Consider the following 12387-nt stretch of genomic DNA (forward strand, 5'->3'; position numbering starts at 1 on the left):
GAGAATAGCGCTCTCTGGTCGCCGCGCCGGCGCTCTACCGACATGCCCGAAGACACGTCCATTCCGCCCAGCATTCCAACGGGTATTCCACCACCACCCAGCCTCTCGCCGGTACCGCGCGCGGTGCGCTGGCTGTTGCACGCATTTGCGGTGCTGTGTCTGGCGCTCGGCGTGCTCGGCATTTTTCTGCCGGGGCTTCCCACCACCGTCTTCATCCTCATGGCCGCCTGGGCGGCGGCACGCAGTTCGCCGCGGCTGCATGAATGGCTGTGGTACCACCGTTTTTTTGGACCCATGCTGCGCGACTGGGCGCGCGGTGGCTGGGTCAGCCGCCGGGCCAAGTGGAATGCCAGCTTTGTGATGGCGCTGTGCGCGGTGGTGCTGTTTCTGACGGTTCAAAAATTATGGATACCTATCCTGGCAAGCACCAATATGGCGGTGGTGCTGACCTGGCTGTGGTTCCGGCCAGAGCCTCCGCAGGCGTGACAAGTTCCAGGGAACGCCCATTTCCTTGTATATAATCTAAGGCTTGTTCCTCGATAGCTCAGTTGGTAGAGCGCCGGACTGTTAATCCGTAGGTCCCTGGTTCGAGCCCAGGTCGAGGAGCCAGAATATTTCATTGAGCCCTGCGTGTGCAAGCGGGGCTTTTTCATGCCGATTTTTCCTCGATAGCTCAGTTGGTAGAGCGCCGGACTGTTAATCCGTAGGTCCCTGGTTCGAGCCCAGGTCGAGGAGCCAAGCTCTCACCGAGTATCGTCGCCAGCGGCCGCATTGCGCTCTGGGTCGACCGCCCACGGCGCATCGGCAAAGTGCTGCACCAAGAATGCCATCAGCGCCTGCACGCGAGCAGGCCTGGCGCGGCCCGGCGAGGTCACGATGTACAGCGCAATCGTTGGCGCTGCCCAGTCTTCCATCACGGCCTCGATTCGGCCAGCGCGCAGATCTTCCCAAGCCAGGAATTCGGGCTGCATGGCCAAGCCCAGGCCGGCACGCAGCGCGGGCATCAAGGCTTCGGCATTGTTGACCTGCAGTATGTCTGGCACCACCTGCGCAAAATCGCCTTGCTTGTGGTGATGAAACCGCCACGCCTCCCCGCCCCGAGCGTGCGTGTATCGCAGCGCGCGGTGCGCAACAAGATCGCGCGGATGGGTCGGATGCCCGTATTGCTCCAAATAGGCCGGCGCGCCCACCAGCAGGATGCGTACGGTGCACAGGCGGCGCGCCAGCAGGCTTGAATCGGGCAGTGCGGAGATGCGCAGCGCCACGTCAAAGCCCTGCGCCACCAGGTCGGTCATCGCGTCGCTGAAATTGACCTCGAGCGTCACCTCGGGATGGCGCTGCATGAACAGCGGCAGCGCCGGTCCCAGGTGCGATACGCCAAACGACATGGGTGCCGTGACGCGAATGGTGCCGCGCAGGCTCTTGGACTGCTCGCTTACCTCGGCCTCCACCGCCTCGCCTTCGCTAAGGATGCGCGCAGCGCGCACAAGCGAAGCCTCTCCGCTCGCAGTGAGCGACATCTTGCGCGAGGTGCGGTGAAAGAGCGTGATGCGCAGCCTCCCTTCAAGCCGGGTAATGGCCTTGGAGACGGTCGACTGGGACATGGAGAGGTCGGCCGCTGCCTTGGCAAAGGAGCCGGTCTCAGCCACCTTGGCGAACACCGCCCACGCCTCAAGGTCGGGTAGCTTGCTCATATCGATCTAAAGCTCATGCATTTTTTGGAATGAATGGTTTTCCATGTTTTCTATTCTCTTGTTGATCCCCGAATATTACAGTTCTCTTATCGCAACCCGAAACGCAGGAGAAACACCATGATCGAACGCCGTCCCTTTGCCGAACTCGGTGGTGCCAATCACGGCTGGCTCGATGCCAAGCACCATTTTTCTTTTGCTGGCTACCACGATGCCGCGCGCATGGGTTGGGGCGCCTTGCGGGTCTGGAACGACGACACCATCGCCCCCGGCACCGGCTTCCCGCCGCATGCCCATGCCGACATGGAAATCATCACCTATGTCCGCGAGGGCGCCATCACCCACCAGGACAACCTGGGCAACAAGGGCCGCACCGAAGCGGGTGACGTGCAAGTGATGAGCGCCGGCAGCGGCGTGCGCCACTCGGAATACAACCATGAGTCGGTGACGACCAAGATTTTCCAGATATGGATCATCCCGGATCGCCGGGGCCAGCCGCCATCGTGGGGTGCAAAGCCTTTCCCCAAGAGCGATCGCTCGGGTCAATTCGTGGCTTTGGCCAGCGGCATGCCGGGTGATGAGGACGCGCTGCCGATCCGAACCAACGCCCGAGTGTCAGGCGCCACGCTGAAAGCGGGCGAATCTGCCGAGTACCGTTTGGGCACGGACCGCCGCGGCTACCTGGTGACGGCCAGCGGCGAGGCCGAGATCGACGGCGTGCATCTGGATGCCCGCGACGGCGCCGCCATCAGCGACGTGGAGACGTTCCGTGTCACCGCCAAGTCGGATGCCGAACTGGTGCTTGTGGATTCCGCTCCGTAGTGCGCTGCCTGCGGCCTGGGTCCCGGTGAATGGATTCCCCGCGCACTTGCGGGGGAAACCGCCAATCTTGCGGCGGGTCGCGATTACCATGGAGCATCCCCACTGACCACCGGTGCACGTGAATCTTCCCTGGCTGGCATCCACCGACCCATTTCCCCCGGTATCGACTGCCTGGGATGAATTCTCGCCCGCTCCCGGTTTGCTGGCGGTCGGCGGTTCTCTATCGGTCGAGCGCCTCCAGGCAGCGTATCGTTCGGGCATTTTCCCGTGGTACTCCGAAGGCCAACCCATCCTGTGGTGGTCTCCGAATCCGCGCATGGTCCTGGAGGTGGCGCAGTTTCGCGTGCATCGTTCACTGCGCCAAGCCTTGCAAAAATTTCGCCACGATGCCCGTTGCGAGATTCGCATCGACCACGATTTTGCCGGGGTGATCCAGGCCTGCGCCCAGGCCCCGCGCGCCGGACAGCCCGGTACCTGGATCGGGCCGGACATGGTGCAGGCCTACATCCGCCTGCACCAGGCCGGCAATGCCCACAGTGTGGAAACCTGGGTCGGCGCAGAGCGCGTGGGCGGTCTGTATTGCGTTGCCATTGGGCGCGCGGTCTTTGGCGAGTCAATGTTCTCCCATGTGCCCGACGCTTCGAAGATCGCGCTGGCCGCGCTGGTGGCGCTGTGCCGCAGAGGAGGTGTCCACGCGATCGATTGCCAGCAGAACACCGCCCATCTGGCGCGTCTCGGGGCGCGCGAAGTGCCGCGCGCGCAGTTCACCGCACAGGTGGCGCAGGCTTGCCAACTGGCACCGTTGGTTTGGCAATTCGAGCCTCTATACTGGAGCGAACTGTTGCCCTTTGCGCCCACCGACGCATGACGCACCTTAACGAGCTTCCGTTCCAGACCCTGCAGTTCTACGCCACTGCTCCCTACGCGTGCAGCTACCTGCCGGGTCGCCAGGCTCGTTCGCAGGTGGCAACCCCTAGTCATCTGGTGCGCAGCGACAGTTATTCGGCACTGGTCGCACAGGGATTTCGACGCAGCGGCATGTTCACCTACCGCCCCTATTGCGACAGTTGCCGTGCCTGCATTGCCTTGCGGGTATTGGTAGAGTCTTTCAAACCCAACCGAAGCCAGCGCCGCGCACAAGCTCGGCACGCCGACCTTCAGGCCCGTGTGCTGCGTCCGAGCTTCAGCGCCGAGCACTACCAGCTGTATCTGCGCTATCAGACAGGTCGCCACAGCGGCGGCGGCATGGACCATGACAGCGTGGACCAGTACACGCAGTTCTTGCTGCAAAGCCGCGTCAATTCACGCTTGGTGGAGTTTCGCGAGCCAGGCAATGCACAAACCCCGGGCTGCCTGCGGATGGTGGCGATTCTTGACGTGCTCGACGACGGCCTCTCGGCGGTCTATACCTTCTACGATCCGCTGCCGGGCAACCATTTTGGAACCTACGCTGTGTTGTGGCAGATTGAGCAAGCGCGCGCCCTCGGACTCTCGCATCTCTACCTGGGCTATTGGATCGAGCAAAGCAAAAAGATGCGCTACAAGGCGCGTTTTGTCCCACACGAGATTTTGGTCGACGAACAGTGGCAGCGAGTGGAGCACCGGCCTGACTGATCTGCAGGATTCCATTTCACGAAGTAAAATGGCATGCCGCACTGCGGAGCAAAGTTGCCATGAAAAAACACCCGGATTTTCCACCCGCCAAACCGAGCGTCCAGGTATTGGAGCGGATGTTTGCCATCATGGATGTACTCGCCTCCCGCGCAGACCCCGTCTCACTCAAGGACGTGAGCGAGCGCACTGGCCTGCATCCGTCCACTGCACATCGCATACTCAATGACCTGACCATCGGTCGCTTTGTGGATCGACCAGAGGCCGGAAGTTACCGACTCGGTATGCGCTTGTTGGAGCTGGGCAATGTGGTCAAGGGGCGGCTGAGCGTGCGAGACGCCGCCCTCGCACCCATGCGCGAATTGCACCGACTGACGCAGCAGCCCGTGAACCTGAGCATGCGCCAGGGCGACGAAATCATCTATGTCGAGCGCGCATTCAGCGAACGTTCCGGCATGCAGGTGGTGCGTGCCATAGGGGGGCGCGCACCGCTGCACCTGACATCGACCGGAAAACTGTTCCTGGCTGCCGAAGAAGCTTCACGCGTACGCGCCTACGCGACGCGCACCGGCCTCTCAGGACACACACGCAACAGCCTGACGCGGCTGGCAGACCTGGAACGCGAACTGGCTCAGGCACGTGAAAGCGGCGTCGCACACGACAACGAAGAACTGGAACTCGGGGTGCGTTGCATGGCTGCGGGCATTCACGACGACCAAGGAAAACTTGTGGCCGGACTGTCCATCTCAGCGCCCGCTGACCGGCTGGACAACGCCTGGTTGGCCAAACTGCAGGCCACGGTGCGCGCCATTTCTGCCGCCTTGGGCTACCTCGGTGAGGACGACGCCTTGCACGCCGGATCGGTGGGTCTGCCGCTGCGCTGACGCAGCTTGTCTGGCCGAAGCTTCCGCGTCAGCCCTTGATGGCTTGCGCATGGTGGGCGCCAGAGGCCAGGCCAGCGCTCGACTCCACCCAGTTGCGCACCCGCTCGGCATCGGCAATGCGGCTGAGTTTGCCCGCAGAGTCGAGAAACACCATGATGAGCTTGCGCCCGGAGATTTCTGCCTGCATCACGAGGCATCGCCCGGCTTCCGAAATATAGCCCGTCTTCTGCAGACCAATATCCCAGTCGGGACTCTTCACGAGGCGATTGGTGTTTCGGTACTGCAGCGTGCGGCGACCCACTGCCACTTCATAGCCCGGAGACGTGGTGAATTCACGCAGCACGGGGTCGGTGTGAGCCACGTTGACCAGCGCGGCAAGATCCCGTGCGCTGGACTGGTTTTGGCTCGACAGCCCGGTGGGCTCCACATACCGGGTATCGCTCATTCCGAGCAACCGGGCTTTGATATTCATTTGCGTCACGAAAGCGGACAGTCCACCGGGGTAGGTTCTTCCCAGCGCATGGGCTGCACGGTTTTCGCTGGACATGAGCGCCAGATGCAGCATCTCGCGGCGGCTCAGGGTCGTGCCCACAGCCAGCCGCGAACGGCTGTTCTTCTCAGTGTCTATGTCGTCCTCGGTAATGGTGATCGGCTCGTCCATTGGAAGATGGGCTTGGCTGATGATGAGGCCGGTCATCAGCTTGGTCAGCGAGGCAATCGGCAGAACAGCGTGGTCGTTCTTGCTGAGCAGCACTTCATTCGTGTCCTGGTCAATCACGAGTGCCACGCTCGACTTGAGGTCAAGCAGATCGTCGCTGGAATGCAAGCCAGCAAGTTCGCCAAAAGACGGTTTCGCTCGCACCACTGCTGCGGCAATCACCGGCTTGCGCGCCGAAGCCGAGACTTTGCGTGTACTCCTTGTCTTGGTGCTTTGCTTGCGAAGCGTTACCTTGGACGCGACCGGTGCGCGCTTGGCGACGGACACTGTTTTCTTCGAAGATGTGTGTTTTCGCTGCGCTGCATCTGCGGCAGGCGCTGCCAGCGCCGCACCTAAAACCACTACCGAAAAAAGCTTCAAAAATGGAGAAAAAGCAGCGTGCAGGCGTCGAAAGGTCACGACATGTCTCCAAATAGCAACAAACGTGTGCCAGTGTACAGAATAAAAAAAAGACACGCAAGATCAATATCTTGCGTGTTGTTTTGAAGAATCTGCGTGAGATCAATACGCAGGGCTTGCTCAGCCCTGCGCGGGAACCTTTTCTGCTTTGCTGTGGAGTTTGTTGAGCGCACTGAGATAGGCTTTTGCAGACGCCACGACGATGTCGGGATCGGCGCCAACTCCATTCACGACACGCCCGCTGCTCTGCAGGCGCACCGTCACCTCGCCCTGGCTCTCCGTGGATCCGCTGATCGCGTTCACCGAATAAAGCACCATTTCAGCACCACTCTGAACATGCTGCTCAATGGCTTTGAGCGAAGCATCCACCGGCCCGTTGCCATCGGACTCGCCCTTGATTTCGCTTCCCGACGCCGTAAAAACCACTGTGGCGTGCGGGCGTTCGCCGGTTTCGCTGTGTTGCGAGAGCGAGACAAAGGCGTACTCCTCGCCGTGGTTTGTGAGGCTCTCGTCACTCACCAGCGCCAGGATATCCTCGTCGAAAATCTCGCTCTTGCGATCCGCCAATTCCTTGAAGCGCGCAAACGCTGCATTGGTATCGGCTTCGCTTTCCATGCTTACGCCCAAGTCCTGCAGGCGCTGCTTGAACGCGTTGCGCCCACTGAGCTTGCCCAGCACGATTTTGTTGGCGCTCCAGCCCACGTCCTCGGCACGCATGATTTCGTAGGTGTCGCGCGCCTTGAGGACGCCGTCCTGGTGGATGCCGCTGGCGTGGGCAAAGGCGTTCGCCCCGACAACAGCCTTGTTGGGCTGCACGACGAAACCGGTGGTCTGGCTCACCATGCGGCTGGCCGCGACGATATGCTGCGTGTCGATTCCCACTTCGAGTCCGAAGTAATCCTTGCGCGTTTTCACCGCCATCACGACTTCTTCAAGCGAGCAATTGCCAGCGCGCTCGCCCAGACCATTGATGGTGCATTCGACCTGGCGTGCGCCGCCAATCATCACGCCGGCAAGCGAATTAGCGACCGCCATGCCCAAGTCATTGTGGCAATGCACCGACCACACCGCCTTGTCGCTGTTGGGCACGCGCTCGCGCAGCGTCTTGATGAAGTTGCCGTACAGCTCGGGGATGGCATAGCCCACAGTGTCAGGCACGTTGATGGTAGTTGCCCCCTCGCGTATTACCGCCTCGATCACGCGGCAAAGAAAGTCCACGTCGCTGCGGTAGCCGTCTTCGGGGCTGAACTCAATGTCGCCGCACAAATTTCGTGCGAAGCGCACCGACTGTATGGCCTGCTCCAGCACCTGCTCAGGTGTCATGCGCAGCTTCTTCTCCATGTGCAGTGCGCTGGTGGCAATAAAGGTGTGAATACGCGCGCGGTTGGCGCCTTTCAAAGCTTCGGCAGCGCGGGAGATGTCGCGGTCGTTGGCGCGCGAGAGCGAGCATATGGTCGAATCCTGAATGCTGTTGGCGATCAGCTGCACCGCTTCGAAGTCGCCATTCGAACTGGCGGCAAAGCCCGCTTCGATCACGTCGACCTTCAGGCGCTCAAGCTGGCGGGCAATCCGCAGTTTTTCGTCGCGCGTCATGGAGGCGCCGGGCGACTGTTCGCCATCGCGCAAGGTGGTGTCAAAAATGATGAGCTTGTCTGTCATCGTGCTCTCCGAAAAAGGCTGGTAGTCAATGTTTTGGGTCTCTGGCGCGCAGTGTCAGGCGGGCACAACCGTGCATTGTGCACCTTGCCTCCCCTGTGCCGTGGCGCGCTCCAGGCCCGAGACGATGGCCTTGAGTGCTGCGGAAATGACGTCGGCGTCCAGTCCCACGCCAAACAGGGTTTGGGCCTCGTCCACGCGCAGTTCAAGATAGGCGGCGGCCTTGGCATCTGCGCCAGCGCCAATGGCGTGCTGGTGGTAGTCGATCACGCGGACGCGATGTCCCGTGGCCTCCTGCAGCGCTTGGATAAAGGCGTCTATGGGGCCATTGCCCTGCCCTTGCATGTCGACCAGCGCCCCTTCCCAGTGCAACTGACCGCGCAGCAGCACCGACGCATCGGCCTGCGCCTCAAGCACCCGGTTTGAGAGCGCCTGGACGGTGGCAAGCCCGTACTCCCGCTCGAACAAGGCATAGATATTGGCTGCCGACAACTCTGTGCCGGCCACGTCCATCACACCCTGCACCACCTGCATGAATTCGATTTGCAGTCGCCGGGGCATTTCAATGCCGTATTCGCTCTCCAGCAGGTAGGCCATGCCACCCTTGCCCGACTGGCTGTTGACGCGGATAACCGCCTCATAGCTGCGGCCCACGTCTTTCGGGTCGATGGGCAGATACGGCATGTCCCAGACATCCCCTTCGCGCCGCGCGGCAAACGCCTTCTTGATGGCGTCCTGGTGCGAGCCCGAAAACGAGGTGTACACCAGATCGCCCGCATACGGGTGGCGCGGGTGCACGGCAATCTGGTTGCAGTGCTCCACCGTCGCCCGGACTTCGTCGATGTTTGAGAAATCGAGTCCCGGCCACACGCCCTGGGTGTAGAGGTTGAGCGCCACGTTCACAAGGTCCAGATTTCCGGTGCGCTCGCCATTGCCGAACAGGCAGCCTTCGATGCGGTCGGCACCCGCCATCAGGGCAAATTCACCGGCCGCCGTGCCGGTGCCCCGGTCGTTGTGTGGATGCACCGAGAGCACGATGCCATCGCGGCGCGCGAGATGGCGGTGCATCCACTCGATCATGTCGGCAAAGATATTGGGTGTGGAGTGCTCAACCGTTGAGGGCAGGTTGATGATGCACTTGCGCTCGGGGCTTGCGTTCCACACGGCGGTCACCGCGTCGACCACACGCTTGGAAAACGCGAGGTCGGTGCCCGAGAACATCTCGGGCGAATACTGGAACGTCCAGCAGGTGTGCCGTTGGCGCGCGGCCAGATCGTTGAACATTGCCGCATGGCTGGTGGCCAACGCCACGATCTCGTCTTCGTCCATTCCCAGCACCACGGTGCGCATGATGGGCGCTACCGCGTTGTAGAGGTGCACGATGGCGCGGGGCGCCCCCTGCAAGGACTCGAAAGTGCGTGCAATCAGGGGCTCGCGTGCCTGCGTCAGCACCTGGATCGTGACGTCGTCGGGAATCCGGTCTTCCTCGATCAGCTTGCGCACAAAGTCGAATTCCACCTGCGACGCCGAAGGAAACCCGACTTCGATTTCCTTGAAGCCAATCGCCACGAGCTGCTCGAACATGCGCATCTTGCGCGCGATGTCCATGGGCTCCACCAGCGCCTGGTTGCCATCGCGCAGGTCGGTCGACAGCCAGATGGGCGCGCGAGTCAGAACGGCGTCGGGCCAGGTGCGGTCTTTGAGACCGATTGGGGCGAATGCGCGGTACTTGGTGTGGGGCTGCTGAAGCATGTCGTGGTCTCTGCCATGGTTGGTAAATCAACCAGCAACCCCAAAAACAAAACGGCCCGTTGCTGGTGCGAACGGGCCGAAGTGAGGATTGTGCTTGCGCGCTACCGTATCCGCCCGTGAGGAACGTTTAGTAGGGCTAGCAAAATCTGGGTCATGAGGGAGATGACTCTAGCACAGGTTTTTTAGTTGTGCAGCCCACGTTCGTCGGGTTCATCGGTAGACGTGCTGATGACGCTGGTTTGCTGGCCTTTCGCCTTGCGCCATGCGTATACGCCATAGCCGCTGAACCCGTAGCAAACAAAAACCAAAAACAGCACCAGCGACGGACGTATGCTGATCATGGCCAAGCCCAGGGCAATCAGCACGATGACAGCAAAGGGCACGCTTTTTTTCATGTGCACGTCCTTGAAGCTGTAGAACGGCACATTGGTCACCATGGTGAGCCCGGAATAGAGCGTGAGGGCAAACATGATCCAGGTGATCTGGGTCCAGCTGAGCCATCCCGGCAGGTCGCGTGCGACCCCAAACTCGGTCAGCAACCAGATGAACCCCGCGACCAGCGCGGCAGCGGCCGGCGATGGAAGTCCCTGAAAGAACCGCTTGTCGACCACGCTGGTGTTGACGTTGAAACGGGCGAGCCGCAAGGCAGCGCAGGCACAGTAGACAAAGGCCGCGATCCAGCCCCAGCGGCCAAGATCTTTCAGAGCCCATTCGTAGGCGATTAGCGCAGGGGCGGCGCCGAAGGACACCATGTCCGATAGCGAGTCCATTTGTTCGCCGAAAGCACTTTGCGTATTCGTCATGCGTGCCACGCGGCCGTCCAGGCTGTCGAGGACCATGGCACAAAAAATACCAATGCCAGCCAGGTCGAAATGGCCGTTCATGGCCATGACGATGGCATAGAAGCCTCCGAACAACGCGGCGAGCGTGAACAGGTTGGGCAGTATGTAGATGCCCTTGCGCCGCTTGCGCACGAACACCCCATGGGACGTCCCGCCATCGTCGGTTTCATGCATCAAAAAGGCCTCCCGCGCTTAATTCTATTGCGCATATAGCTAGTCTTTTAATAGTATTTTCTCCGAGGACTCAGGCGGCAGTGTAGTCGTGGCTTTCAATCTGCCCCCAACGGCAAAGGCCACCGAAGTGGCCTTTGCATGGCTCAGCGCACGGCTGGGCGATCAGTTGCGCGTCTGGTCGACGAGCTTGTTCTTGGCGATCCAGGGCATCATGGCGCGCAGCTGGGTGCCGACCTTTTCGATCGAGTGATCGGCGGTGTTGCGGCGGCGGGCCGTCATGCCAGGGTAGCCGGTGCGGCCTTCCAGAATGAACATCTTGGCGTAGTCGCCGTTCTGGATGCGCTTCAAGGCATTGCGCATCGCCGCGCGCGACTGCTCGTTGATGACTTCGGGGCCGGTCACGTACTCGCCAAACTCGGCGTTGTTCGAGATCGAGTAGTTCATGTTGGCGATGCCGCCTTCGTAGATCAGATCGACGATGAGTTTGAGCTCATGCAGGCATTCGAAATACGCCATTTCAGGAGCGTAGCCAGCTTCGACCAGGGTTTCGTAACCCATCTTGATCAGCTCGACCGCGCCGCCGCAGAGCACGGCCTGCTCGCCGAACAGATCGGTCTCGGTTTCTTCCTTGAAGTTGGTCTCGATGATGCCGGCCTTGCCGCCACCGTTGGCCATGGCATACGACAGTGCCAGGTCACGCGCCTTTCCGCTCTTGTCCTGGTGCACCGCCACCAGGTGCGGCACACCGCCGCCCTGGGTGTAGGTGTTGCGCACGGTATGGCCGGGAGCCTTGGGCGCGACCATCCACACATCGAGATCGGCGCGCGGCACAACCTGGTTGTAGTGCACGTTGAAGCCGTGGGCAAAGGCGAGCGAAGCGCCCTGCTTGATATTGGGTGCGACGTTGTTGGTGTAAACCGCAGCAATGTCCTCATCGGGCAACAGCAGCATGACCACATCGGCTGCCTTGACGGCCTCATTCACTTCCATGACGTTCAAGCCGGCCTTCTCGACCTTGGACCATGAGGCGCCGCCCTTGCGCAGGCCGACCACCACCTTGACGCCGCTCTCGTTCAGGTTTTGCGCGTGCGCGTGGCCCTGGCTGCCGTAGCCGATGATGGCCACGGTCTTGCCCTTGATGAGGCTCAGGTCACAGTCCTTGTCGTAAAAAACTTTCATCTCTTCTCTCCGTAAATAAGGGGTTTGGCCGTTCTTCCTGAGCCTGTCGAAGGGCTCGTCCGCCCCGAAGGGCTTCGACAGGCTCAGCCCGAACGGGCCGACGGGGCTGAGCCTTGGGTAGAGGGATCGGAAAACTCAGACGCGCAGCACGCGTTCGCCCCGGCCAATGCCGCTGGCACCTGTGCGCACCGTCTCCAGGATGGCGGTGCGGTCGATGGCTTGCAGGAAGGCGTCGTTCTTGGCCTGGTCGCCGGTGAGCTCCAGCGTGTAGCTGCGCTCGGTGACGTCGATGATGCGGCCGCGGAAGATGTCGGCCATGCGCTTCATCTCCTCGCGCTCCTTGCCCACGGCGCGCACCTTGACCATCATCAGCTCGCGTTCGGTGTAGGCGCCTTCGGTCAGGTCGACCACCTTCACGACCTCGATCAGGCGGTTGAGGTGCTTGGTGATCTGCTCAATGACGTCGTCCGAACCCGTGGTCTGGATGGTCATGCGGGAGAGCGATGCGTCCTCGGTGGGCGCGACGGTCAGCGATTCGATGTTGTAGCCCCGGGCCGAGAACAGGCCCACCACGCGCGACAGGGCGCCGGGCTCGTTTTCCAGCAGGACGGCAATGATGTGTTTCATGAAAGGATTCCTCTTTTTGCTGCCCTCCGCGC

Annotated in this window: 12 protein-coding genes and 2 tRNA genes; 7 read left to right on the forward strand and 7 right to left on the reverse strand. The window is 61.3% G+C overall.

The window, feature by feature from the left end:
* Positions 1–42: 42 nt before the first annotated feature.
* From C6571_RS00105 to C6571_RS00115, 3 genes are all read left to right on the forward strand, one after another.
* A complete protein-coding gene (locus tag C6571_RS00105; RefSeq protein WP_106444818.1) occupies positions 43–486 on the forward strand; it encodes a YbaN family protein in 444 nt (147 codons plus the stop codon).
* Between the two features lie 47 nt (positions 487–533).
* Positions 534–609 (forward strand) — tRNA-Asn (locus C6571_RS00110).
* Between the two features lie 53 nt (positions 610–662).
* Positions 663–738: transfer RNA gene (locus C6571_RS00115), tRNA-Asn, on the forward strand.
* A 5-nt stretch (positions 739–743) separates the two neighbouring features.
* Here the strand turns inward: C6571_RS00115 and C6571_RS00120 are convergent.
* Positions 744–1694, reverse strand: coding sequence for a LysR family transcriptional regulator (locus C6571_RS00120; protein WP_106444820.1), 951 nt, complete (start codon positions 1692–1694; stop codon positions 744–746).
* A 117-nt stretch (positions 1695–1811) separates the two neighbouring features.
* Between C6571_RS00120 and C6571_RS00125 the strand changes: the two genes are divergently transcribed.
* The 4 genes from C6571_RS00125 to C6571_RS00140 all read left to right on the forward strand — a co-directional run bounded on the left by C6571_RS00125 (position 1812) and on the right by C6571_RS00140 (position 5008).
* Positions 1812–2513, forward strand: coding sequence for a pirin family protein (locus C6571_RS00125; RefSeq protein ID WP_106444822.1), 702 nt, complete (start codon positions 1812–1814; stop codon positions 2511–2513).
* Positions 2514–2625: 112 nt separating this feature from the next.
* Positions 2626–3381, forward strand: a complete 756-nt coding sequence (gene aat / locus C6571_RS00130; protein ID WP_106444824.1) for a leucyl/phenylalanyl-tRNA--protein transferase — start codon at positions 2626–2628, stop codon at positions 3379–3381.
* Positions 3378–4127 (forward strand): arginyltransferase, encoded by a 750-nt coding sequence (locus C6571_RS00135; protein ID WP_106444826.1) that lies wholly within the window; start codon positions 3378–3380, stop codon positions 4125–4127. Before aat ends, C6571_RS00135 begins: the two co-directional genes overlap by 4 nt.
* A gap of 59 nt (positions 4128–4186) precedes the next feature.
* Positions 4187–5008: an IclR family transcriptional regulator gene (locus C6571_RS00140; protein ID WP_106444828.1), complete on the forward strand. Its 822-nt coding sequence runs from the start codon at positions 4187–4189 to the stop codon at positions 5006–5008.
* Positions 5009–5036: 28 nt separating this feature from the next.
* Here C6571_RS00140 and pbpG read toward each other — a convergent pair whose 3' ends face one another.
* From pbpG to ilvN, 6 genes are all read right to left on the reverse strand, one after another.
* Positions 5037–6125 carry a D-alanyl-D-alanine endopeptidase gene (gene pbpG / locus C6571_RS00145; protein WP_420852901.1) on the reverse strand — a complete coding sequence of 363 codons (1089 nt, stop codon included), beginning with the start codon at positions 6123–6125 and terminating at the stop codon, positions 5037–5039.
* A 120-nt stretch (positions 6126–6245) separates the two neighbouring features.
* Positions 6246–7784 carry a 2-isopropylmalate synthase gene (locus tag C6571_RS00150; RefSeq protein ID WP_106444830.1) on the reverse strand — a complete coding sequence of 513 codons (1539 nt, stop codon included), beginning with the start codon at positions 7782–7784 and terminating at the stop codon, positions 6246–6248.
* Between the two features lie 54 nt (positions 7785–7838).
* Positions 7839–9533 carry a 2-isopropylmalate synthase gene (leuA, locus tag C6571_RS00155; RefSeq protein WP_106444832.1) on the reverse strand — a complete coding sequence of 565 codons (1695 nt, stop codon included), beginning with the start codon at positions 9531–9533 and terminating at the stop codon, positions 7839–7841.
* Positions 9534–9715: 182 nt separating this feature from the next.
* Positions 9716–10549, reverse strand: a complete 834-nt coding sequence (gene pssA / locus C6571_RS00160; protein WP_106444834.1) for a CDP-diacylglycerol--serine O-phosphatidyltransferase — start codon at positions 10547–10549, stop codon at positions 9716–9718.
* Between the two features lie 162 nt (positions 10550–10711).
* Positions 10712–11728: a ketol-acid reductoisomerase gene (gene ilvC / locus C6571_RS00165; RefSeq protein ID WP_106444836.1), complete on the reverse strand. Its 1017-nt coding sequence runs from the start codon at positions 11726–11728 to the stop codon at positions 10712–10714.
* 135 nt (positions 11729–11863) lie between these two features.
* Positions 11864–12355: an acetolactate synthase small subunit gene (ilvN, locus tag C6571_RS00170; RefSeq protein ID WP_106444838.1), complete on the reverse strand. Its 492-nt coding sequence runs from the start codon at positions 12353–12355 to the stop codon at positions 11864–11866.
* Positions 12356–12387: the final 32 nt, after the last annotated feature.

Source organism: Simplicispira suum (assembly GCF_003008595.1).
GTDB classification, from domain to species: domain Bacteria; phylum Pseudomonadota; class Gammaproteobacteria; order Burkholderiales; family Burkholderiaceae_C; genus Simplicispira; species Simplicispira suum.

Excerpts from the sequence above, each read along its gene's own strand:
- C6571_RS00105 (WP_106444818.1), top strand. The coding sequence starts at position 43 with ATGCCCGAAGACACGTCCATTCCGCCCAGCATTCCAACGGGTATTCCA.
- C6571_RS00150 (WP_106444830.1), bottom strand. The coding sequence starts at position 7,784 with ATGACAGACAAGCTCATCATTTTTGACACCACCTTGCGCGATGGCGAA.
- C6571_RS00135 (WP_106444826.1), top strand. The coding sequence starts at position 3,378 with ATGACGCACCTTAACGAGCTTCCGTTCCAGACCCTGCAGTTCTACGCC.
- C6571_RS00125 (WP_106444822.1), top strand. The coding sequence starts at position 1,812 with ATGATCGAACGCCGTCCCTTTGCCGAACTCGGTGGTGCCAATCACGGC.
- ilvC (WP_106444836.1), bottom strand. The coding sequence starts at position 11,728 with ATGAAAGTTTTTTACGACAAGGACTGTGACCTGAGCCTCATCAAGGGC.
- C6571_RS00140 (WP_106444828.1), top strand. The coding sequence starts at position 4,187 with ATGAAAAAACACCCGGATTTTCCACCCGCCAAACCGAGCGTCCAGGTA.
- C6571_RS00120 (WP_106444820.1), bottom strand. The coding sequence starts at position 1,694 with ATGAGCAAGCTACCCGACCTTGAGGCGTGGGCGGTGTTCGCCAAGGTG.
- pssA (WP_106444834.1), bottom strand. The coding sequence starts at position 10,549 with ATGCATGAAACCGACGATGGCGGGACGTCCCATGGGGTGTTCGTGCGC.
- leuA (WP_106444832.1), bottom strand. The coding sequence starts at position 9,533 with ATGCTTCAGCAGCCCCACACCAAGTACCGCGCATTCGCCCCAATCGGT.
- ilvN (WP_106444838.1), bottom strand. The coding sequence starts at position 12,355 with ATGAAACACATCATTGCCGTCCTGCTGGAAAACGAGCCCGGCGCCCTG.